The 20,270-nt window shown below is 49.3% G+C and carries 21 protein-coding genes and 1 riboswitch; of the genes, 18 read left to right on the forward strand and 3 right to left on the reverse strand.

Features of this window, described 5'->3' with window-relative positions; genetic code table 11:
* Positions 1 to 19 precede the first annotated feature (19 nt).
* The 11 genes from AB432_RS15255 to AB432_RS15305 all read left to right on the forward strand — a co-directional run bounded on the left by AB432_RS15255 (position 20) and on the right by AB432_RS15305 (position 9,198).
* Positions 20 to 1,303 carry a glycoside hydrolase family 18 protein gene (locus AB432_RS15255; protein WP_048033002.1) on the forward strand — a complete coding sequence of 428 codons (1,284 nt, stop codon included), beginning with the start codon at positions 20 to 22 and terminating at the stop codon, positions 1,301 to 1,303.
* Positions 1,304 to 1,399: 96 nt separating this feature from the next.
* Entirely contained in the window at positions 1,400 to 1,627 is a 228-nt protein-coding gene (locus tag AB432_RS15260; RefSeq protein WP_041749457.1) for a hypothetical protein, read from the forward strand.
* A gap of 81 nt (positions 1,628 to 1,708) precedes the next feature.
* Positions 1,709 to 2,920: a serine-tRNA(Ala) deacylase AlaX gene (locus AB432_RS15265; RefSeq protein WP_053079582.1), complete on the forward strand. Its 1,212-nt coding sequence runs from the start codon at positions 1,709 to 1,711 to the stop codon at positions 2,918 to 2,920.
* A gap of 31 nt (positions 2,921 to 2,951) precedes the next feature.
* On the forward strand, positions 2,952 to 3,335 hold the full coding sequence (locus tag AB432_RS15270; protein WP_048033004.1) for a kinase-associated lipoprotein KapB: 384 nt from the start codon (positions 2,952 to 2,954) through the stop codon (positions 3,333 to 3,335).
* A gap of 41 nt (positions 3,336 to 3,376) precedes the next feature.
* Positions 3,377 to 3,487, forward strand: a riboswitch (TPP riboswitch).
* A 199-nt stretch (positions 3,488 to 3,686) separates the two neighbouring features.
* Positions 3,687 to 3,890 carry a sulfur carrier protein ThiS gene (gene thiS / locus AB432_RS15275; protein ID WP_007729348.1) on the forward strand — a complete coding sequence of 68 codons (204 nt, stop codon included), beginning with the start codon at positions 3,687 to 3,689 and terminating at the stop codon, positions 3,888 to 3,890.
* A gap of 5 nt (positions 3,891 to 3,895) precedes the next feature.
* Positions 3,896 to 4,669, forward strand: a complete 774-nt coding sequence (locus AB432_RS15280) for a thiazole synthase (RefSeq protein ID WP_048033005.1) — start codon at positions 3,896 to 3,898, stop codon at positions 4,667 to 4,669.
* Positions 4,662 to 5,957, forward strand: coding sequence for an acetylornithine deacetylase (locus tag AB432_RS15285; protein ID WP_048033006.1), 1,296 nt, complete (start codon positions 4,662 to 4,664; stop codon positions 5,955 to 5,957). The genes AB432_RS15280 and AB432_RS15285 overlap by 8 nt, the downstream gene beginning before the upstream one ends.
* A 7-nt stretch (positions 5,958 to 5,964) precedes the next feature.
* Positions 5,965 to 6,645, forward strand: coding sequence for a thiaminase II (gene tenA / locus AB432_RS15290; protein WP_048033007.1), 681 nt, complete (start codon positions 5,965 to 5,967; stop codon positions 6,643 to 6,645).
* Entirely contained in the window at positions 6,630 to 7,412 is a 783-nt protein-coding gene (locus AB432_RS15295; RefSeq protein ID WP_048033008.1) for an ABC transporter ATP-binding protein, read from the forward strand. The genes tenA and AB432_RS15295 overlap by 16 nt, the downstream gene beginning before the upstream one ends.
* On the forward strand, positions 7,412 to 8,170 hold the full coding sequence (locus AB432_RS15300) for an ABC transporter permease (protein ID WP_039961545.1): 759 nt from the start codon (positions 7,412 to 7,414) through the stop codon (positions 8,168 to 8,170). The genes AB432_RS15295 and AB432_RS15300 overlap by 1 nt, the downstream gene beginning before the upstream one ends.
* Positions 8,167 to 9,198: an ABC transporter substrate-binding protein gene (locus AB432_RS15305; protein ID WP_048033009.1), complete on the forward strand. Its 1,032-nt coding sequence runs from the start codon at positions 8,167 to 8,169 to the stop codon at positions 9,196 to 9,198. The genes AB432_RS15300 and AB432_RS15305 overlap by 4 nt, the downstream gene beginning before the upstream one ends.
* Positions 9,199 to 9,287: 89 nt before the next feature.
* Here the strand turns inward: AB432_RS15305 and AB432_RS15310 are convergent, their stop codons facing one another.
* Both AB432_RS15310 and AB432_RS15315 read right to left on the reverse strand, forming a co-directional pair.
* Positions 9,288 to 10,670 carry a sensor histidine kinase gene (locus AB432_RS15310; RefSeq protein ID WP_048033010.1) on the reverse strand — a complete coding sequence of 461 codons (1,383 nt, stop codon included), beginning with the start codon at positions 10,668 to 10,670 and terminating at the stop codon, positions 9,288 to 9,290.
* On the reverse strand, positions 10,671 to 11,384 hold the full coding sequence (locus AB432_RS15315) for a response regulator transcription factor (RefSeq protein ID WP_048033011.1): 714 nt from the start codon (positions 11,382 to 11,384) through the stop codon (positions 10,671 to 10,673). It lies immediately after the preceding gene.
* A 151-nt stretch (positions 11,385 to 11,535) separates the two neighbouring features.
* On the opposite strand from AB432_RS15315, the gene AB432_RS15320 reads away from it, so the two are divergent.
* Genes AB432_RS15320 through AB432_RS15330 form a run of 3 tightly spaced genes read left to right on the forward strand, consistent with a single transcriptional unit; the run spans position 11,536 to position 13,940 of the window.
* Positions 11,536 to 12,447 (forward strand): ABC transporter ATP-binding protein, encoded by a 912-nt coding sequence (locus AB432_RS15320; RefSeq protein ID WP_048033012.1) that lies wholly within the window; start codon positions 11,536 to 11,538, stop codon positions 12,445 to 12,447.
* Complete coding sequence (locus tag AB432_RS15325) at positions 12,447 to 13,196, forward strand: ABC transporter permease (protein ID WP_048033013.1); 750 nt, start codon at positions 12,447 to 12,449, stop codon at positions 13,194 to 13,196. The genes AB432_RS15320 and AB432_RS15325 overlap by 1 nt, the downstream gene beginning before the upstream one ends.
* A gap of 12 nt (positions 13,197 to 13,208) precedes the next feature.
* Positions 13,209 to 13,940 (forward strand): ABC transporter permease, encoded by a 732-nt coding sequence (locus AB432_RS15330; RefSeq protein ID WP_048033014.1) that lies wholly within the window; start codon positions 13,209 to 13,211, stop codon positions 13,938 to 13,940.
* A gap of 262 nt (positions 13,941 to 14,202) precedes the next feature.
* On the opposite strand, the gene AB432_RS15335 is transcribed toward AB432_RS15330, so the two are convergent.
* The gene (locus tag AB432_RS15335; RefSeq protein WP_048033015.1) at positions 14,203 to 14,745 is read right to left on the reverse strand and encodes a hypothetical protein; all 543 of its coding nucleotides are present in this window, start codon (positions 14,743 to 14,745) and stop codon (positions 14,203 to 14,205) included.
* Positions 14,746 to 14,924: 179 nt separating this feature from the next.
* On the opposite strand from AB432_RS15335, the gene dacB reads away from it, so the two are divergent.
* The 4 genes from dacB (at position 14,925) to AB432_RS15355 (ending at position 20,261) form a co-directional block, all read left to right on the forward strand.
* On the forward strand, positions 14,925 to 17,819 hold the full coding sequence (gene dacB, locus AB432_RS15340; RefSeq protein WP_048033016.1) for a D-alanyl-D-alanine carboxypeptidase/D-alanyl-D-alanine endopeptidase: 2,895 nt from the start codon (positions 14,925 to 14,927) through the stop codon (positions 17,817 to 17,819).
* A gap of 169 nt (positions 17,820 to 17,988) precedes the next feature.
* On the forward strand, positions 17,989 to 19,053 hold the full coding sequence (locus AB432_RS15345; RefSeq protein ID WP_048033017.1) for an Ldh family oxidoreductase: 1,065 nt from the start codon (positions 17,989 to 17,991) through the stop codon (positions 19,051 to 19,053).
* 84 nt (positions 19,054 to 19,137) lie between these two features.
* Positions 19,138 to 19,530 (forward strand): aspartate 1-decarboxylase, encoded by a 393-nt coding sequence (gene panD, locus AB432_RS15350; RefSeq protein ID WP_048033018.1) that lies wholly within the window; start codon positions 19,138 to 19,140, stop codon positions 19,528 to 19,530.
* Positions 19,531 to 19,568: 38 nt separating this feature from the next.
* Positions 19,569 to 20,261 carry a YheC/YheD family protein gene (locus tag AB432_RS15355; protein ID WP_048033019.1) on the forward strand — a complete coding sequence of 231 codons (693 nt, stop codon included), beginning with the start codon at positions 19,569 to 19,571 and terminating at the stop codon, positions 20,259 to 20,261.
* Positions 20,262 to 20,270: the final 9 nt, after the last annotated feature.

Raw genomic sequence — 20,270 nt, forward strand, 5'->3', positions numbered from 1 at the left:
AATGCGAAGGAGGAGGCGTATGCAAATCCACGTGGTGGAAGAAGGACAAACCTTAGCAAGCATCGCCGAGACGTACGGCACAACGCCGGAAGCGATCAACAAGGCTAATGAACTGCCAGATCCGAATAAGCTGGCAACTGGGCAGGCGATGGTGATCCCGATTGTAGGTAGCTACTATTGGGTTAAACAAGGAGATACGTTGTATACGATTGGTCAGCGTAACCAGATCAGCGCAGCAGAGCTTGCTCGCGTCAATGGGATTTCTCCCTATAAACCGCTACAAGTCGGGCAAAAGCTCTACATCCCGCCTCGCCCTAGACGAGCGGCTGATTTCAATGCGTATGTGGAACCGCGTCGCACTGTCCCACCAGCGATGGAAGCGGATGTCCGAACGGCTGCCCCTCATCTTACGTATTTGGCGCCGTTCAGCTTTCGTATTAAACGGGATGGAACCCTCCAACGACCAAATCTGAACAACTTTCCGGCGATCGCAAAAGAAAACCAGGTCCTACTTATGATGGTCGTGACGAATTTGGAAAAAGGTCAGTTCAGTACGGAATTGGGCGCACTCATCCTGAACGATCAAGAGCTCCAGAACAAATTGTTGGATAATATTCTCGCGACCGCCCGTGAGCTGGGAATGGGGGATATCCATTTTGATCTGGAAGCATTGCCCACAACAGGTGCAGAAGCGTACGCGAACTTCTTGCGAAAAGCAAGGGACCGTATACATGCAGCAGGATTGATGATGTCTGTTGCGCTCGCACCGAAGACGAGTGCCGAGCAAGCAGGCAAATGGTATTCCGCCCATGATTACAAAGCGATAGGAGCGCTTGCCGATTTTGTCGTGATCATGACGTATGAATGGGGCTATAGTGGTGGTCCTCCCATGGCGGTTTCTCCAATCGGACCGGTGCGGCGTGTCTTGCAGTACGCCATTACCGAAATGCCAGCCGAGAAAATTTTGATGGGCCAAAATCTGTACGGATACGACTGGACCTTACCGTACGAGCGAGGAACGACAGCGAAAGCTCTGAGTCCGCAAGCAGCCATTGCTCTGGCTGCGCAGCATAATGCAGTGATCCGGTATGACTATCGCGCACAGGCTCCGTTTTTTACGTACACTGATGATCAAGGCAAGCAACATCAGGTGTGGTTTGAGGATGCACGATCGATTCAAGCCAAGTTCAATCTGGTTAAACAACTCGGTTTGAGAGGCGTCAGCTACTGGAAACTCGGTTTGCCATTTCCGCAAAACTGGCTGTTGATCGAGGAGAACTTTCGCGTCCGTAAGCGTGCATAGTCATCAGGCGTACATTCCATTGGGGGCTGTACGCCTTTTTTTCAAATGAAAAATCATGGTATGATGAAGATGACAGGAAGGAAAAGGGGAGAAATCATGGGAGAATGCAAATTGGATCACAGCCATGAGGACGTACTCAAAAAACTGGCAGAACAAGCTCCACATCTGTCAGAGTTGCGTGTGAGTCAATTCAAAAATCAGTTGAATGGCGAACTTAGCCAAGAGCGTCTAAACGAGCTGTTTCATTTATTGAAAAAGTATGACCTGGCGAGCCCAGAGGAGCGCCAAGAGCGCGAAAAACAAATGGATCACTTGTTTGGCTAATCTTTATACATACGTTTTTCGTTTTGCCCCCTAGTGGGAGAATCAGGCTGGAACCACAGTTCCATGCAGCGAGGAGTAACAATGGACGACAGACTCTATTATCAGGATGCCTATACGAGAACGTTTTCGGCCCAGGTGACGAGAACTGGTGTTGAGCAAGATGGGACACCTTACGTGGTACTGAATCAAACGGCTTTTTACCCTACTGGAGGCGGACAGCCTTCTGATCTGGGCGTATTGGGAGAGATTTGTGTAGTAGATGTGGAAGAGGTAGATGGCGAAATTCGTCACCGACTGGAAGCCCCCTTATCGGAAAGCATAGCGGAAGTAACGGGTCACATCGATTGGGACCGCCGCTTCGATCACATGCAGCAGCATGCTGGCCAACACATTTTATCCGCGTCCTTCCTGGAAGTCGTGCAGGCGGAAACCGTTGCCTTTCACTTGGGTAAAGAACGTGTCACCATTGATGTACGACTGGATGAGTTGACAGCAGATGTATGGGAGACGGTAGAAAAGCGAGCGAATCAGATTGTTCTGGAAAACCACCCCATCATTGCGCGGTTCGTTGATGACGAGGAATTGGCAACGCTGCCCTTGAAAAAACAGCCGACCGTTACTGAAAATATTCGTGTCGTGATGATACCTGATTTTGATTACAACCCATGCGGAGGGACACATCCAGCGAGTACGGGCGAAGTCGGGATGATCAAGATCTTGGGCTGGGAGCGACATCGCGGAAACATTCGTCTGGAATTCATCTGTGGCTGGCGAGCTTTGCGGGACTACAACCAAAAGCAAGCTGTCGTTCGTGATACGGCCAAGCTGCTCGCTACCAATGAAGGGGAACTGATCGCACAGACGGAACGCCTCCTTGCAGAACGCGACGCCTTGAAGGCAAAATTGGCAGAAGTGGATAAGCAGCTCTTGGAAGTGGAAGTGAATCAACAACTATCTGCTGCTAGCCAACTCGGTCATTCTCGCCTCATTATGCGTACCTTCACAGACAAAACCATTCAACAGCTTCAGCAGTTCGCACAACTGGCTACTGCTCTGGCGCCAGATGCAATTTGCCTCTTGGCAGCTACTACTGAAGACAAAATGCAAGTCGTGTTTGCTCGTGGGCAGGAAGTCAATGTAGCCATCAATCAGGTGTTGAAAGAAACCTTACCGGTTATTAACGGAAAAGGTGGGGGGAATCCTGCCATGGCACAGGGTGGCGGTCAGTCGGTAGTGGATGCGGAGGAAGTATTGCTACATGCTCGCAAACTGCTGGAAGACTCACTAATGTAAATACATTCCATAATAAAAGGAGGAATCCGCGATGAACTGGAATCCGGGAGATATCGTTCGTGTTGCGCAGCGAACGGGTGAATATATTACAGAAGTATTGGAAATCCACGATTCGAAGCTGCTGGTAAAAGTGTTGGCAGTGACCAAATACCCAACGCAAGGCGATTTGCATTCTTCCTACGAAGTAGATGTGCCGCTGTTTCACCAGCGTCCAGCACTCTCTTACATGGAAAAATTCATGACGCCTGTCCAAGGGGTCATTCGCTATAATGGCGCGATTCCAGACTACAAGGAATCTGTGCGTCAGGCGATGGAGAGAGAAATGGAAAAGCTGGCGAAAATGGCAGCTTGGGCAGAACGTTGTCTCGTTGAGCTGGAAAGGATGCACAAGGAAGCCTTTACAAACACGAAATAGAGTGGTACTGTAGTACTCGAATGTACGACAATTGCATAGCTTTACTACCAAACGGGAGCCAAGCAACGTTGGCTGAGATTGTAACGAGTGTGTTACTGACCGTTGAACCTGACCTGGGTCATGCCAGCGGAGGAAGAGGTATTTGGAATCAGTATCACGTGTCGCATCCGAGCGGAACTATGCTTGTTTGCGTGCATGCATGATAAGATCTCACTCAACCATCCGAGGCGGATGGTTTTTTTATGCCATTCGTCCCGTGAGATGGGATGGGTATACGGCTTCTTCTGTTTGTCTGAATCGACTCAGGCAGGCGGGAGAAGCCGTTTTTTTTCCAGTAGAAGGAGGTAATCAATGATTGTTCAGCTGAATGGGAAAAAAGTAGAGTTGGCGGAAGAGATCACGACAGTGCGGGCCTTGCTCGCTTCTTATTCCCTGCAAGAGAAGATTGTCGTCGTGGAGCGAAATGGTGAAATTATTGACCGCTCAGCGTACGAACAAACACCGATTGCAGACGGAGATCGCATAGAAATCGTTCATTTTGTCGGAGGAGGATGATCATCATGATGGATACATTGAAAATTGGACCGTACGAGTTTCGTTCCCGTTTGCTTCTCGGGACAGGTAAATTCGCTGACTTGGACACACAAGGGAAAGCAGTAGAGGTGTCGGAAGCAGAAATTTTGACCTTTGCGATTCGTCGCTTGAATTTGGAAAATCCGCAAGAACCAAACTTTTTGGAACAACTCGATTTGAAAAAATTCACCCTGCTACCAAATACAGCAGGTGCCTATACAGCGGAAGAAGCGGTGCGCATTGCCCGTTTGGCCAAAGCATCTGGCCTGTGTGACATGATCAAGGTCGAAGTCATTGGAGATCCGAAAACACTTCTCCCTGACCCGATTGGCACGCTCGAGGCTTCGAAAATCCTGGTGGAAGAAGGCTTTATCGTACTGACCTACACCAATGATGATCCGATTCTTGCTAGACATCTGCAAGAGGTTGGCGTACATGCGGTTATGCCAGGTGCGTCACCAATTGGTTCCGGACAAGGGATTGTCAACGAAAACAATCTCCGCTTTATCATCGAGGATGCCAAAGTACCGATTATCGTGGATGCAGGAATCGGCTCTCCAGCAGACTGCGCGAAAGCGATGGAGCTGGGTGCTGACGGTGTCTTGTTGAATACAGCAGTCGCCCTCGCTGATAATCCTGTCTTGATGGCAGAAGCGATGAAGCTCGGAGTAGAAGCAGGTCGCAAAGGATTCCTGGCAGGCCGTATCGCGAAAAAACGTTACGCGTCCGCAAGCAGCCCGACTGAAGGGATGATTGAGTAGCGTGGATCGACTGACAGAAGCGGTAGAATCGATTGCCAGCCGCAAAGAAGAGCTGTTCGAATTATTGGCAGAGCTCGTTTCTCATCCGACTGTAAGTCCTCCCGCGCGAAACAGCCACGCCGCGCAAGGAGTAATCGCCAACAGACTGCAAGCGATAGGATTCGAGGTCGATCGCTGGACGGTATATCCAGGAGACGACAATATCGTCGGTCGGTTATCAGGGAGTGCCTCTACACAGGCAAACAGCTTGATTGTCAACGGGCATATCGATGTGGCTGAAGTTGGAGATGACACGGGGTGGACCTATCCACCCTTTGCTCTGACACATGGCAAGGATGGACGCTTGTACGGCCGTGGCGTTGCTGATATGAAAGGTGGACTCGCAGCGAGCATGTTTGCGATCCAAATGCTGCGCGAGCACGGAATCGAGCTCCACGGTGATCTGCTCTTTCAATCCGTCATCGGAGAAGAAGCAGGCGAAGCGGGGACATTGGTCGCTATCGAGCGTGGCTATCAGGCTGACTACGCCGTTGTAGTGGATACGAGCAATCTCCACATGCAAGGGCAGGGCGGTGTCATTACAGGCTGGATCACGATTGAGAGTCCGACGACGCTGCATGACGGAATGCGCGCACAGACCATTCATGCAGGCGGACGTGTCCGGGGAGCTTCTGCCATTGAAAAAATGACGAAGGTGATCACCGCACTACAGGAGCTGGAACGGGACTGGGCCGTCATGAAGTCCTATCCCGGCTTCCCGGCAGGCAGCAATACGATCAATCCCGCAGTCATCGAGGGAGGTCGTCACGCTGCGTTCATCGCAGACCGTTGCGCTCTCTGGATTACCGTTCACTTTTATCCGAATGAATCCCATGAAGAGATCATCCGAGAGATCGAGGATCACGTCGGGCGTGTAGCAGCAGCTGATCTTTGGCTGAGAGACCATCCTCCGACATTCCGCTGGGGTGGACGTTCGATGATTGAGGAGCGCGGTGAAATCTTTCCTTCACTGGAGTTGGATACGAAGCATCCGGGCTTGGCAGCGCTGCAATCTGCCTATGAAAGTCACATGCATCAAGCGCCCAGTGTAACTATGTCGCCTACGGTGACAGATGCAGGCTGGTTTGCGCATGCAGGCATTCCGGCTGTATTATTCGGGCCCGGTGAGCTCATGCATGCACATGCCGTAGATGAATCCATTGATCCTGACCAGCTTGTTCATTTTGCCCAGATCATGGCCCGTTTTATTGCCAACTGGTGCAATACCCCAAAGGAAGCGAAGGAGTGAGTATCGCATGGCAACCTTTACTGATCGATTGAGAAAAAGTGTAGCCCCGATCTGGGAGCGTGTTCATCAACATCCATTCGTCACCGGACTTGGAGATGGCAGCCTGCCCGTTGGTGCATTCAAATATTACATGAAACAAGACTACATCTATCTGATTGATTACGCCAAAATGTTCGCAATTGCGAGTGTGAAGGCGTACGATCTGGAAACAAGCTCCAGATTCGCCGCTTTGCAAGAATCAACGCTGAACACAGAGATGGAGCTGCATCGCCAGTATGCCGAGCGCTTTGGTATCTCTCGCGCGGAGCTGGAAGCAACAGAGCCTTCGTTTGTAATGCTCGGGTACACGAGCTACATGCTGCGTGTCGCTCATCAAGGCTCGTTGGCAGAATTGGTGAGTGCACTACTCCCATGCACATGGAGTTATTGGGAGATCGGCAAGCGTTTGGCTCAAGTAGAAGGGGCGCTGGATCACGAACTGTACGGGGAGTGGGTACGCATGTACAGCTCCGATGAGTTTGGGCAACTGGCGATCTGGCTGATTGAGATCATGAATCATTTGGCGGAAGGAAAGAGCGAGCAAGAGCTGGCCAGGATGGAAGAGTATTTTGTCAATACCTCCAAAATGGAGTACATGTTCTGGGACATGTCCTACAGAGAGGAAATGTGGCCGTGGGAGAACAACTAGCTTTCGCCGACGTCAGCTTTTCATATGGCGACAAGCAGATTCTCGATCATTTTGATCTGCGTGTGGAAAAAGGGGAGTTCGTCAGCTTGATCGGTCCGAGCGGGATCGGGAAAAGCACTTTATTTCAACTCATCGCAGGTCTTCTTGAGCCGGGACAAGGCGAAATCAGGCTCGGCAGTGTACCGGTAGCAAATCGTTTGGGGCAGGTCGGCTATATGCCCCAACGCGATTTGCTCATGCCATGGCGTACGATTGTCGAAAATGCAGCTTTGCCGCTAGAAATCAAAGGTATGACGAAAAAAGAAGCGCATGAGCGTGTCAGACAACAACTGCCTAGGTACGGGCTTCAGGATTGGGCTGACAGCTATCCAGCCCAGCTTTCTGGTGGAATGCGTCAGCGAGTTTCCTTTTTGCGCGCGTTGTTTTCTGGTGCAGAGATGATGCTATTGGATGAGCCGTTTAGTGCATTGGATGGAATTACGAGAATGGACATGCAAGAGTGGCTGATGGAAAAGTGGCAGGAAACAGGCAGTACGATGCTGATGATTACACATGACATCGACGAAGCCATTTTACTTGCAGATCGTATTATTGTGCTTTTAGGTAGTCCGATCACTAAGCCGATCGAATTAACCGTTCAGGTGAGCAGACCACGAACGGTGAGCAGTCGCAACCAAGCCGGATTCTTGGCATTGCGTGAACAAATTTGGGAACTGCTTCGACAGGATCGCCAAGCAGCAATGAAGCCGTTGAGGAGAGAAGCATGATGGGGAGAGGCATCTGGTTTGGCATCTCCATTGCCATTTTTCTCTTGGCGTGGGAAGCTGGTTGTCGCTTCTTCGGAGTGCCGCCATTCATTTTACCGCCGCCTAGCGCTGTGGTCGTATCGTTGTGGGATTTACGTACCTCTTTAGTAGGCATACATCTTTGGGCGACGTTAAAGGAAGTGTTACTGGGGCTATCGATCTCGATTGTATTTGGAATCTCCCTTGCATTTGCGATGATTCGCAGTCGGATTGTGGAGCGCTTGGTCTATCCGTATATCGTCATCTCCCAAACGATCCCCCTTATAGCATTATCACCCGTATTCATTTTGTGGTTCGGGTATGATTTATCTGGAAAAATCGCTGTTACGATTCTGTTTACTTTCTTTCCGATCGTCGTCAACACGTATGATGGACTTCGCTCAACAAACAAGGAAATGCTCCAGCTGTTAAAAACAATGGGGGCAACGAACGGACAAATTTTCACCAAGCTGCAACTCCCGTCGAGCTTACCCCATTTCTTCAGTGGTCTCAAAGTGGCAGCTACTTACAGTGTAGCTGGGGCGACGATTGGGGAATGGCTGGGAGCGAGCGAGGGACTCGGGTACTTTGGCAGACGGGCATCTGGCAATTTTCAGGCTCCCGCGTTGTTTGCCTCGGTCCTGTTGCTCTCGATTCTAGGCATGCTGCTGTTTTGGCTGGCTGGACGAGTCGAACGTCATTTTTCCCCGCATATGAAAATCAAAGGAGAACAACAATGAAACCTTTCAACAAATGGACGAAAGCATTTATGGCACTCACATTAGCAACAGGTCTTGCTGCTTGCGGCAATCAGGCGAGCACCGATGCTGGTCAGACGCAAGCCCCTGCTGATAAAGGAGCGGAGCCGACTGAGCTTACCATTGCGCTCGATTGGTATCCGAATGCTGTACATTCCTTCTTGTATGTCGCTGAGGAGCAAGGCTACTTCAAAGACGAGAACCTCAAGGTGACCATGCAAATGCCTTCAGACAGCAATGATCCGTTGAAGATGGCGGCTGCGGGCAAAGTAGATTTGGCAATCAGTTATCAACCACAGCTCATCCAAGCTCGTGCCGAAGGAGTCCCTGTCGTATCTGTAGGTGCACTTGTTCGTCATCCGTTAAACGTGATCATGACGCGCAAAGACAGTGGAATCGATACTCCGCAGAGGTTGGCTGGAAAAAATATCGGTTATCCATCACTTCCACTTGATGAATCGATCGTACGTCAAGTTGTGAAGCATGGTGGTGGCGATGATTCCGGACTGACCTTCACGGATATCGGCTTTGACATCGTCCCAGCGTTGACGGCAAAAAAAGTCGATGCAGTGGTAGGTGGCTATATCAACCATGAGCAACCGATATTGGAGAAGCACGGCGTTCCAGTCAATGTGTTCAAGCCTTTTGAGTTTGGTGTTCCAGACTACTATGAGCTCGTATTGGCGACAAGTGACGAGACTTTGGGCAAAAAACAGAAAGCTGTGGAAGGTTTCCTGCGTGCGATTGGCAAGGGACAGGACTATGTGAAAAATAATAAGGAAAAGGCACTCGATTTGTTGTTTACCAAACAGGCTACGGATTTCCCGCTGGAAAAAGACATTGAGACCAAGAGCTTGGATATCCTCATTCCGTTGATGGATGCGGGAGAAAAGCCTTTTGGATACCAGACGGCCGAATCTTGGCAAACACTGATTGATTGGATGAAAAAAGAGAAGCTGATAACAACTGACATCAAAGCAGAAGAGATCATGCGCGATCTCGTGAAGTAATCAGTAAAAAGCACCCCCTTTGTTCGCTCTTGGGAGTCTACTCTCCATTGGCGAGACAGAGGAGGTGCTTTCTCTATGATGTCTTCCTTTTAGGAGGAGAGGGGGAAACAAAGTTCTGCTGTCATCCCTTTTCCTGTATCGCTTGTTAACAGCAGGTGTCCATGATGAGCGGCAGCAATACGTGCAACCATAGGAATACCGAGACCATGACCATTGTGTAAGGTAGATTTTCTTTTTGACGAATAAGGCAATTCCACCAAATCAGGTAGCATGCTGTGCTCAATGCCTTTTCCGTTATCAGTGATAATCAGAAGAGCATTGCGCTGGTTGGGCGACAGGGTCGTTTGCACGTGGATGTGACAGCCTGAAGGGTTATGCACGATGCTGTTTTGGAGCAGGTTCGTGATGGCGCGGACAAGAAGTTTTTCGTCGCCCATTACGAAGCATTGCTCAGTCGTGACATCCAGCTCAATGGTAAAAGTCTCTGCCAAATCATTGTTCAAAAAGTCAGTGACAATTTGCCGCGCAAGTGTCGATAGCCGAATCGGTTTGGTATGAATGGGCTGCATTTCGTATTCCAGCATGGAAACGAGATTCAAGTCGCTGACCAAAGACCGGAGCTTTTCCCCTTGCTTTCGAATGATACTTGCTTTTTGCTGCTGCTCGAAAGGCACCGCATCGCTCTCTTCCAATTCACTGGCATACCCGAGCACCATCGATAATGGCGTGCGTATATCATGGGAAATTCCAGCGATCCAGTTCGAGCGTGCTTCGTCTCTGGCTTTTAGCAAAGCGTTCTTCTCTTGCAGAAGCGACGATGCATGATTGATGCTTCTAGCAATCCCGCTGAACATTCCCTTTGCCTCGACATGAGTATGCTGATCTTCTGACAGAGCGTGAATTCCGCTAATCAATGGGCGGATTGCCCGAATGAGTCGAGAACCGATGAATAGAGAGAGAAGAGCAGCGAGCAGTACATTTCCGAAAAGCAAAGCCAGTAATCGATACGGTAAATCGCTTATCCAACTGATCGGGAAATGAAACTGGTACTTGGCGAGACTGTCCTTCGGGTAGCCCACGACGACTAGCCCTCTCTCATGCTCCCAAACAAAAACAGGATAGTCCTGTAAGTAATTTCGCGAGAACTGCGCTACTTCTGCCAGAGAATAGGCGCGGGGCAATTGGTCTGGTATGGCGTAGTCCCAGATGACCTTCCCATCGTTTGCAATCAGCATGGCCCAAGCCTGGCTTTTTTGCAACCATTCTTGTGCTTTTGGCTCCAACGTATAGTGGGAACCGTTCTGGTGAAGACCTTCTGCGACAGTTTGTGTGACGTGGACGGGAGAAGAGCCCTCGTTCATGCCTTTGAAAACAAATGTACCGAGAATGATGTAATTGACGATGAGCAAAAAGAAGGCAATCAGGATAGAAGCACCTGTATAACGACGTAATATTTGTGCGGCTCCATCCATCTACGACTCTTCCTTTACGAGTAATTTGTATCCGAGTCCTCTTACTGTCAGCAAATATTCAGGGGTAGACGGACATGGCTCGATCTTTTCGCGAATGCGCCGCATATGAACCATCAACGTGTTTTCATACCCGTAGTAATCGTCACCCCAGACGGATTGGCACAGGGCATCGCTCGTGACAATTCGTCCCCGGTTTTCATAGAGTTTTCGTAAGAGGGCGTGTTCCTTGGCAGTCAATGCGTATTCGTGGTGATCTCTCGTCACGATGGCCGCCTCCAAATCGACTGTACTGTCACCAAGCTGGAAAACGGGCAGACGATCGATTTGGGGAGGAGCGTAAACGCGTCGTAAAATGACCAGGAGACGAAGAACGAGCTCGCGCGGCAAAAATGGCTTCACGATATAGTCGTCAGCACCAAGGCCAAGTCCGAGCAATCGATCTTCATCTTCCCCTCTCGCTGACAGAAAAATGACAGGGATTTGCGAGAAACGACGAATCGAAGTCAAAAGTCCAAATCCATCTCCATCTGGAAGCATGACATCCAGGATCGCGACATCAGGCTTGTCCGAAGCACATATCACTAACGCCTCTTTACAACTACCCGCATGAAAAATACGAGAGAATCCTTCCTTACGCAAAAATCCATCGATCATATTTCTGATTTCTAGCTCATCTTCCACGATGAGCACTTTTTTCTGTTTCCACTCTTCCATATTGAATCACCCGTATTCATTATACTCGCTTGATTTGTGTGTTCTACCCACTCTGAGTCGATTTAAGGTTGTCGTAAGATTCTTGTCAGCTTATCGACGGGTTGGGACTCTATGATTCGTAGGAGAGACCAATAGATAGGAGCGAGAAAAGATGAATACGGTGATTCAAACGGAAAACCTTTCAAAGCGCTATGGAGAAGTCTATTCCGTCCAGCGGGTGAATCTAGCGGTAGGAGAAGGGGAGGTCTATGGCTTCCTCGGTCCAAATGGTGCAGGAAAATCGACGACTCTTAAAATGCTGCTAGGATTAGTCAAGCCGACTGAAGGGAGTGTATCTGTATTCGGGAAGGATTTTAGCAGGAACCGAGTTGAGATTTTGAGTCAGACGGGTTCCTTGATCGAGGCTCCTTCCTATTACGGTCATCTTACCGGCCTGGAAAATATGCGCGTCATGCAGCGGCTGCGAGATGTCCCGGACAAACATGTAGAGAAAGCTTTGCAAATCGTCCGTTTGGAAAAACAACAGAACAAAAAGGTAGATCAGTATTCGCTTGGGATGAAGCAGCGACTGGGAATTGCCATGGCTTTGCTGCATTTTCCAAGGCTCGTCATCCTCGATGAACCGACAAACGGACTGGACCCAGCAGGAATCGGTGAAATTCGGGAATTGATCCAATCGTTGCCACACCAGTATGGAATGACCGTGCTGCTCTCCAGCCATCTGCTCTCGGAAATCGAGCAAGTGGCTACGTCCATCGGCATTATCCACGGGGGGCAGCTACTCTTCCAAGGGAGTATGGAGCAGCTGCAACGCAACAGTCAGCCTCATGTTTGGATGAAAACGCAGGACAATGAAAAAGCGAGAAGAGTTCTTCAAGATATGGAGCTTTCTCCAAGTCTCCAAGATGGATACCTTGTCATGGAAGGCATGAATGATAGGGAGGTAGCGCAGACAAACCGGGCGCTGATTATGGCGGGTTTTGATGTTCATCGCATTGAAGTGCACAAACAAAGCTTGGAGAGCATTTTCCTCTCCCTTACAGGCAAGGAGGGGAGCTTGTAATGAGGACACTCTGGTTAGAATTTTATAAAATTCGACATAAGCGTTTGTTTCTCATGCTTGCCATTCTTTTGAGTATCGAACTGGCATGGGGGTTCATGGCTGTCAGTATTTCCATGACAAAAAATCCGGATGCCGCGAAGTGGAGCGCCATTCTGGTCACGATTACAGCCATGAACGGATTGTTTTTGCCAATCGGCTCGGCTGTCATTGTTTCACGGATTTGTGATATGGAACATAAAGGGCGTACATGGAAGCTGCTGTTGGCTGCTTCTGTCAGCAAAAAAGCGGTTTATGCAGCAAAATTCGTCTCTGCGGCTGTTTTGATGGGAGGTGCCGTCATTCTACAGATATTGGCGATCGTTGCATTTGGTATTGTCTATGGTTTAGCAGAGCCAGTCCCGATTAGCCTATTACTCGGATTGGTAGCAGGGACTACGCTGACGAATCTCGTGGTGATTGCTCTGCAACAATGGTTCTCTCTCGCCATTAAAAACCAGTCGTTCAGCCTATGCCTCGGGATGATCGGGGGCTTCATTGGCATGACGGCGAGCTTGTTTCCGCCACAAATTGGACGCCTTTTCATCTGGTCGTATTATGTAGACTTTTCGCCCGTTACGTATCAATTCGTAAATGAAACCATGTTATTTACTACCCGTGAAATCGGCGTTCATTTGCCGATCATCGTCGTACTCATGGGCATCGCATTTTATCTTGCTGGGAGCATTCACGTATCCCGGCAAGACGTGTAGGGAGGATCTCGTATGGTAATCAGATGTTTGGGAGCGGAATGGGTAAAACTCCGCCGTTCTCGTATATGGCTTGTTTTGCTTGTGCTTCCTGTTTTCAGTACACTGATCGGTTTCGCCAACTACTGGATGAATCAAGCGATCCTGCAAAATGGCTGGTACAGCCTGTGGACGCAGGTGAGCTTGTTCTACGGTGAATTTTTCTTGCCCATTCTCATCGCGATCTGCTGTTCGTTCGTGTGCAGACTGGAGCATGCAAACCGTAACTGGAACGTGATACTGACAGCGCCTGTACATAGGCCAACGATTTTTTTCGCGAAGCTGGTGGTGGTTGGTGTTCTCCTTTTTGTTGTACAGCTTTTCTTCTTGGTGCTGTATATTTGCGCGGGTTTCATCGCTGGACTACATGCCCATTTTTCGTTTCCTCCAGAGGTGTTTGGATGGATCATGCGAGGCTGGCTGGCTTCGCTTGCCATCGTCGCCTTCCAACTATGGCTTTCCACGCGGATACAGAGCTTTGCTGTACCTGTCGGCATTAGTGTTTGCACTGTTTTTGTAGGGTTGGGCTTGTATGTGTCTGGGCTGGGGATGTTTTTTCCTCTGTCGCTTTTAACGATTGGCATGGGCGTGCTCAGTCAAGAGAGTTTGTCGCTGGGAGAGCTGGGGGCGTTTGTCGTCATGTGTGTCCTGTTCGTGACGAGCGGCTGTGCACTGGGGATTCGCCGTCTTACGAGTGCAGGTCTTTAACAGTTTTCGCTACATTAACGGTTTCCCTTTCTTGTCAAACAACCTTATAATAGAAGGTGAATGCTTGAATGAGGAGAAGTTTCCATGGACGACAAACACATAAACAAGACGAATAGCAAATGGGTGATCTGGGGGTTTATTCTCAGCGTACTCGCTTGTGCTGTGTCTATGGTGATTTTCATCTACGTGATGCGCAACTAACAGCACATGATGGAAACGTCAAAAAACCGCTCGTATACGAGAGCGGTTTTTTGCTGTGACGCTAGCGGGATATCGCTGTTATTTTTCGGATGGCTTCTTCTTGTGACAGTTGGTTCAGCTCGGTAAAACCAAGGTTGGAAAGAGCAATCGTTTTTCCTTGATAGATGGGATAGACGCCTTGCCAGAGCCCTGCTGTACTGTACAGGTGTGATCCGCTCACTTTACGTAAAAACAACAAATAATTCCCTTCCGACAACGGTCCAGGATATTGCAGGTTGAGCGGACTGGAGGCATCGGGCAGCGGCTCTACGCCAGTGCTAATTACCGTTAATAGTCTGGACGACGAGCCTTTAATGGCCGTTTTTACCTGAAGGTTTTGTGTGTAGTTCACAATCTTGCCTTGGGGAATCGTGCGTCCCGTTGGATGCTCCCGGTGGGCACTGTCTACCCAGGCGATAACGATCAAGTCTGACTTTTTTACGAGCTCCGCAAGAGAAGGATACGTTGAGGGATCTACTTGGACACGTCCCATGTCGGTTTGGGCATGGACGGGGAATGAAAAGGCGCAGAGAAGCGACAGACAGAGTAGCAATCGATAGAACATGGACCCATTTCCTCCAAACGAAAGAAGTCTTGAAGGTATTATGAGCGGAATGAGTATCGTTCATGCCTGTAGACTTTTAGTATAATGGTAATATTCCGAATAAATAGAATACGTGCTATCATGATGGCGTACTGTGATTTGTTGGTTGAAATCGCCCAGACTATGACAAGGAGGTTATCATGAATCATTTGTTTGCTTTTCGACGTGTCGGTACGTGGTTTTTCGTGTTGGCTCTCTTGTTGCAGGTAGCAGCTTCGCCTGCGCTAGCCAAGGAAGAGGCTGCTTCTTCTAGTCCTCTTGCACTCAGCATAGAAAAATTCCTCTCCGATTTGAAAAACGATGAGAATAGCAAGGGGATGTACGCTGGAATTGCGGTTTACGATCTAACCGACAAAAAGTACGTATATAAGCACAATGCCGAACGTAATTTTATCCCGGCTTCCAACATGAAGCTGTTTACGACAATTGCAGGTCTGGATAAGCTGGGGCCGGATTATCAGTGGAAGACGGAGGTGTTTGTTTCAGGAAAGGTAAATAACGGAGGCATTTTGCAAGGAGATTTGATAGTAAAAGGCTATGGCGATCCTAGCCTGACCTCAGAGGATTTGCAGCAAATGGCAAAAGCCATCAAAGATTTGGGGATCAAACGAATCAATGGAAACCTCCTTCTCGATGACAGCTATTTTGATGAGACCAGATTGGGTACGAGCTGGATGTGGGATGACGAACCGTACGGGTACAGCGCTCAGGTCAGTGGATTAGCCGTAAATAAAAACTTTACGACGCTAACCGCAACCCCTGGGAAAACCGTGAACGACGCCCCCGTCCTGACCTTGAATCCGGCTACCACATACATAACAGTCACAAACCAGTTGAAAACGACAGCGGGCAAGGAGAGCAACGTGCTCGTCGAGCGTCCGCGCGGAACAAATGAAATCATCGTATCCGGTACGATCGGGATACAAGCAGCCCCTTATGATGAAGATGTCACGATGGAAGATCCAGCTTTGTACGTGGGCGATCTATGGAAGGATCAGTTGCAGAAACAAGGGATTGCCATACATCCGAAGACAGAAGTGAAAAAAACTGTACTGCAAAGCGGAGTACCGCTCTATACCCACTTGTCCAAACCGTTGGGTGAGATCACGGTGGAGCTTAACAAGAATAGTGACAACTTCTATGCCGAGATGCTTCTAAAGACGCTGGGGGTTACCCAGAAAAGCGAGGGGAGCTTTGAAGCAGGCAGTGAAGCGGTAGCGGACGTGATGAAGCGCGCTGGCATTGAGTCAGGCTTCCGTCAGGTAGATGGCTCGGGGTTATCGAGATTTAATATGATCACCCCAGAGCAGATGATCGAAGCCCTTGTCTTTTTGCAGGAGCAAGAATATCGAACCGAACTGGAAAAATCACTCCCAATCGCAGGAGTGGACGGCACCTTGAAAAACCGCATGAAGGGAACGAGTGCGGAAAAGAATTTGTTTGCTAAGACAGGTTCGTTAAGCGGAGTCAATACCATGTCGGGTTATGTAACGGCAAAAAATGGTCATAAGCTGGCCTTTTCGATTTTGATCAACGGCATCTATAAATCGAAGTATGCGAGGGAGCTACAGGATCGAATCGGAATTTTGTTAACAACCTACCCGGATGTCGCAGCTCCGGAAGGATTCAGCCCTCCAGAGAAAAAGACGTACCCGCTCTCTTCTTTAATCGATCCCATCCTCGACACGCCGGAAGCAGCAGGTGTAACGGCTGGAATCATGGTCAAGTCGTTAGATTCAACAGATGACCCTGTTTTATACGAACGGGATGCGGACACACTGCTTACCCCAGCTTCGAATCTGAAGCTGCTGACGACTGCCACAGCATTGAACCAGCTTGGTTCGGATTACGTATTCAAAACGGAAGTGTATGGAGACGCTCCGATCCTCTCTACGGGCGTACAACAAGGCAATCTGTATGTGAAAGGATACGGTGACCCTACTTTGCACACAGAGAATGCGCTACAAGTGCAGGAAGGTGTGTCCATTGAAAAAATAGCAGGGTGGCTCAAGCAACAGGGAATCACGCGTATAAACGGGAATCTCGTGATGGATGACAGCTACTTTGACCAGCAACGGCTTGGCCTCGGCTGGGCATGGGATGACGAGAGCTACTATTACAACCCGACCATTGGGGCTCTAGCAATGAACCGTGGAACGGTCATGATCGAATTCAAGCCCGCAAACGATGCTGGCGAACGAGTGGAAATCAACGTGCTTCCCAAAACAGCGTATGTGCAAGTGATTAATGAAGCCAAGACTGTACAAAAAGGGGAAGAAAATACGTTTGCTATCCTGCGTGACCGTGGAACAAATACCATTAGACTGTCAGGGAACCTCCCGCTCGATCACGAAGGGGATTACGAGCGGGTACCTGTGGAGGAGCCAGCCAAGTACGTGGGGACCGTGCTGAAGGAAACGTTGGAGCAGCAAGGAATTGCGTTTGCTCCGAAAAGTGAAGTGCTGATCCAGCCCGTTCCTCCATCAGCAGTGAAATGGACACAATTTGAGTCACTGCCGTTGAAGAAAATCGTTCAGTATCTTAACAAGCGCAGTGACAATTACTACGCCGAAATGCTCCTCAAGTCGCTCGGAGCTGCAAAGAAAGGGAAAGGGAGCGCAGCGACTGGGGCAGAGGTCGTCATGGAAACCGTATCTTCGCTCGGCGGGAATACCACCTTCGACATGATGGATGGATCAGGATTGACACGCTACAATCTTATTTCTGCTCGGCAGATCGCATCCGTCCTTGAGGGAATGACCAAGGAATCGACATTTGCCACTTTTGATGAATCTTTACCCATAGCGGGAATGGACGGTACGCTAAAAAACCGCTTGAAGGACACCCCCGCCGCTAATAATCTTCATGCGAAAACAGGTTCGATGACGGGTGTGAACACACTGTCGGGTTATATCACGACCAAAAGCGGGGAGAAGCTCATCGTTTCGATTATGTTTAATGGTTATGTCGAGGATGAAGAGCTGTTTACCAAGATGCAGGACCAGATCATCACAATACTGGCCAGTTATAAATAGGAGTAACACGGAAAAAGGAGCCCCAATATCGGGAGCTCCTTTTTCCGTTGGTATCGTCGGCTGAACTGGGTCAATGCCTGTAGCGGTCAAACAGCGGGTGACATATCTATATTCAGATTAGGAAGCAGGCGAAGTACAGAACAGCGATGAAGGAGGGGAAAAAGAGAAGATGCACCCTGCACTCTTTCATTGGAAGCGTTTGGAACAAGTTGTAACAGAGGTGCTTGTACAGGCAGGTGCCAGACGCAAGCATGCAAGGCTTGTCGCAGAATCTCTCGTCCATGCTGATTTGCGAGGTATTGAGTCCCATGGTTTGGCGAGGCTGCCGATTTATATCCAACGAATCGAAGCAGGCTTGATCGAATTGAACGATGAACCAGTGATATGGAAACAGGAGGGAGCAACAGCGTTGGTAGACGGCAAAAACCAGTTGGGTGCGGTAGTCGGGGTGGTGGCTTTGGAGGAAGCGATCAAATTGTCACGGCAGATGGGAATCGGGGTAGTTGGCGTTCGTCATTCCAACCACTTTGGCTCCTGTTCGTATTATGCAGAACGAGCGATCGCAGAAGGGAAAATTCTTCTTGTCCTTTCCAATGCACCCGAAGCAATAGCACCTACAGGAGGGATTCGCCCTTTTTTCGGAACAAATCCAATTGCAGTGGGAATACCGGCAGGGGAAGAGCCATCCTTTTTGTTAGATATGGCTACGAGTGTCGCTGCCAGGGGAAAAATCGCCTTAGCCGTTAAAAAAGGGGAAACAATTCCTGCCGATTGGGCCATCGATCCCACTGGGAAGGAAACGACTGATCCCGCACAAGCCTTGCTAGGTTCACTTTTGCCGATCGGAGGGGCAAAGGGTTATGGATTGGCAATGTTCATTGATATCTTGTGTGGGCTGCTAACGGGTGCAGCAACGGGACCACATGTAAAAAGCCTGTATGACAATTGGAACGATCCACAAAACGTTGGACATCTATTCTTGACGGTGGATATTGAACGATTTATGCCACTGTCCGATTTCTGCACCAATATGGATGCATACATTCGTGAAGTGAAAAGTGTGCCTACGAAAGAAGGGGTATTCGAAATTTTCATACCTGGAGAGATCGAGAGCCGAAAAAAGCAAGAACGCATGGAAAACGGTATCCCATTTGATCCGAACGTGACGAAAGAACTCAGCCAATTATGCCGCACCTACGGGGTTGATTTGCAGGCAGCGTATTACATCCCCTAACCAGATTTCCTTTCGCAGGTGGTTTCATGGACAATCCATCCCACATAGACTAATGTCATCGGTTTGGAAAGGAGTGAACCGCCTATGCAACGACACATGTGCAAAGGAAAAATTCACAGGGCGACAGTTACGCAGGCCGAATTGGATTACGTGGGGAGTATCACAATTGACGTTGCTCTCATGGAAGCGGCAGATATCAAGCCATATGAAATCGTGCAAATAACCAGTTTGCGTAATGCCACGCGCTGGAAAACATACGCATTACCCGGAGCATCGGGTAGCGGAGTCATCTGTCTGAACGGTCCACCTGCTCATCTATTCTCGCCAGGAGATCTGGTCATTATTTTGAGTATGGGCATGTACGAAGAATCCGAGATCGAACAGCTCGTTCCCAAGGTCGTGTTTGTGGACGAACAGAATCGTATCACGAAAATAGAGGAGCATCATCTGATAAAGAATGGAGAGACACTGCCATAAAACCGCCAAACGTAGGAAAATGGGGCAAGCACAAGCACATGGTCAAAGACGAACTTTTGCAGGAGTATTTGCCCAAAACCCGCGTGTACTCTCCAGAAGAGCTATGGGAGTATGCAGAAGCGTTTACACATGTGATGCTGAAGCCTTCGGGAGGCGGCGGTGGGGCAGGAATTATTCAAGTAACGGCGCGAGGAGAAGAGCAATATTTGGTTCATAGTGGGAGTCGTCGTCGCCTCGTGGATGGGAAAGAGGCGACGATCCGATACGTGGAATCGTTGTTTCGACCAAAAACATACCTGCTCCAGCCACGTATCCCACTCGGCAGAATCAACGGCAAGCCTTTTGACGTGCGTGTCATGATCCAGCGAAAGAGCAACAAGGAGCCCTGGAAAATAACGGGGTGGTGTGCAAAGCTTGCAGGACCGGGCTATGTCGTGACAAATGTGGCTCGCAGCCGTGGGAAAGTTTTGCCCATCCAGACCGCAATCAAGCTGTCGAATATAAAAGCAGGCCCGCATCTCCTGCGTGATATCCGCATGGTAGCTGCGGCGGTAGCTAATCGTTTGGGAAGAGCCTATCCGACACTCCGGGAGATCGGTTTAGACTTAGGGATTGATGTGGATGGCAAACCATGGATTATTGAAGCCAACTTCCGACCCTCTCTTTCTCTCTTTCAAAAGCTGGAGGATAAGACCTTTTACAAACGAATTGTCTCCATGCGAAAACGATAAGAGGAAAAC

The sequence above is a fragment of the Brevibacillus brevis genome, from assembly GCF_001039275.2.
GTDB classification, from domain to species: Bacteria; Bacillota; Bacilli; order Brevibacillales; family Brevibacillaceae; genus Brevibacillus; species Brevibacillus brevis_C.

What these genes read in the sequence shown, in the direction of transcription:
- AB432_RS15255 (WP_048033002.1), top strand. Translation starts at nt 20, where the DNA reads ATGCAAATCCACGTGGTGGAAGAAGGACAAACCTTAGCAAGCATCGCC.
- AB432_RS15260 (WP_041749457.1), top strand. Translation starts at nt 1,400, where the DNA reads ATGGGAGAATGCAAATTGGATCACAGCCATGAGGACGTACTCAAAAAA.
- AB432_RS15265 (WP_053079582.1), top strand. Translation starts at nt 1,709, where the DNA reads ATGGACGACAGACTCTATTATCAGGATGCCTATACGAGAACGTTTTCG.
- AB432_RS15270 (WP_048033004.1), top strand. Translation starts at nt 2,952, where the DNA reads ATGAACTGGAATCCGGGAGATATCGTTCGTGTTGCGCAGCGAACGGGT.
- thiS (WP_007729348.1), top strand. Translation starts at nt 3,687, where the DNA reads ATGATTGTTCAGCTGAATGGGAAAAAAGTAGAGTTGGCGGAAGAGATC.
- AB432_RS15280 (WP_048033005.1), top strand. Translation starts at nt 3,896, where the DNA reads ATGATGGATACATTGAAAATTGGACCGTACGAGTTTCGTTCCCGTTTG.
- tenA (WP_048033007.1), top strand. Translation starts at nt 5,965, where the DNA reads ATGGCAACCTTTACTGATCGATTGAGAAAAAGTGTAGCCCCGATCTGG.
- AB432_RS15300 (WP_039961545.1), top strand. Translation starts at nt 7,412, where the DNA reads ATGGGGAGAGGCATCTGGTTTGGCATCTCCATTGCCATTTTTCTCTTG.
- AB432_RS15305 (WP_048033009.1), top strand. Translation starts at nt 8,167, where the DNA reads ATGAAACCTTTCAACAAATGGACGAAAGCATTTATGGCACTCACATTA.
- AB432_RS15310 (WP_048033010.1), bottom strand. Translation starts at nt 10,670, where the DNA reads ATGGATGGAGCCGCACAAATATTACGTCGTTATACAGGTGCTTCTATC.
- AB432_RS15315 (WP_048033011.1), bottom strand. Translation starts at nt 11,384, where the DNA reads ATGGAAGAGTGGAAACAGAAAAAAGTGCTCATCGTGGAAGATGAGCTA.
- AB432_RS15320 (WP_048033012.1), top strand. Translation starts at nt 11,536, where the DNA reads ATGAATACGGTGATTCAAACGGAAAACCTTTCAAAGCGCTATGGAGAA.
- AB432_RS15325 (WP_048033013.1), top strand. Translation starts at nt 12,447, where the DNA reads ATGAGGACACTCTGGTTAGAATTTTATAAAATTCGACATAAGCGTTTG.
- AB432_RS15330 (WP_048033014.1), top strand. Translation starts at nt 13,209, where the DNA reads ATGGTAATCAGATGTTTGGGAGCGGAATGGGTAAAACTCCGCCGTTCT.
- AB432_RS15335 (WP_048033015.1), bottom strand. Translation starts at nt 14,745, where the DNA reads ATGTTCTATCGATTGCTACTCTGTCTGTCGCTTCTCTGCGCCTTTTCA.
- dacB (WP_048033016.1), top strand. Translation starts at nt 14,925, where the DNA reads ATGAATCATTTGTTTGCTTTTCGACGTGTCGGTACGTGGTTTTTCGTG.
- AB432_RS15345 (WP_048033017.1), top strand. Translation starts at nt 17,989, where the DNA reads ATGCACCCTGCACTCTTTCATTGGAAGCGTTTGGAACAAGTTGTAACA.
- panD (WP_048033018.1), top strand. Translation starts at nt 19,138, where the DNA reads ATGCAACGACACATGTGCAAAGGAAAAATTCACAGGGCGACAGTTACG.
- AB432_RS15355 (WP_048033019.1), top strand. Translation starts at nt 19,569, where the DNA reads ATGGTCAAAGACGAACTTTTGCAGGAGTATTTGCCCAAAACCCGCGTG.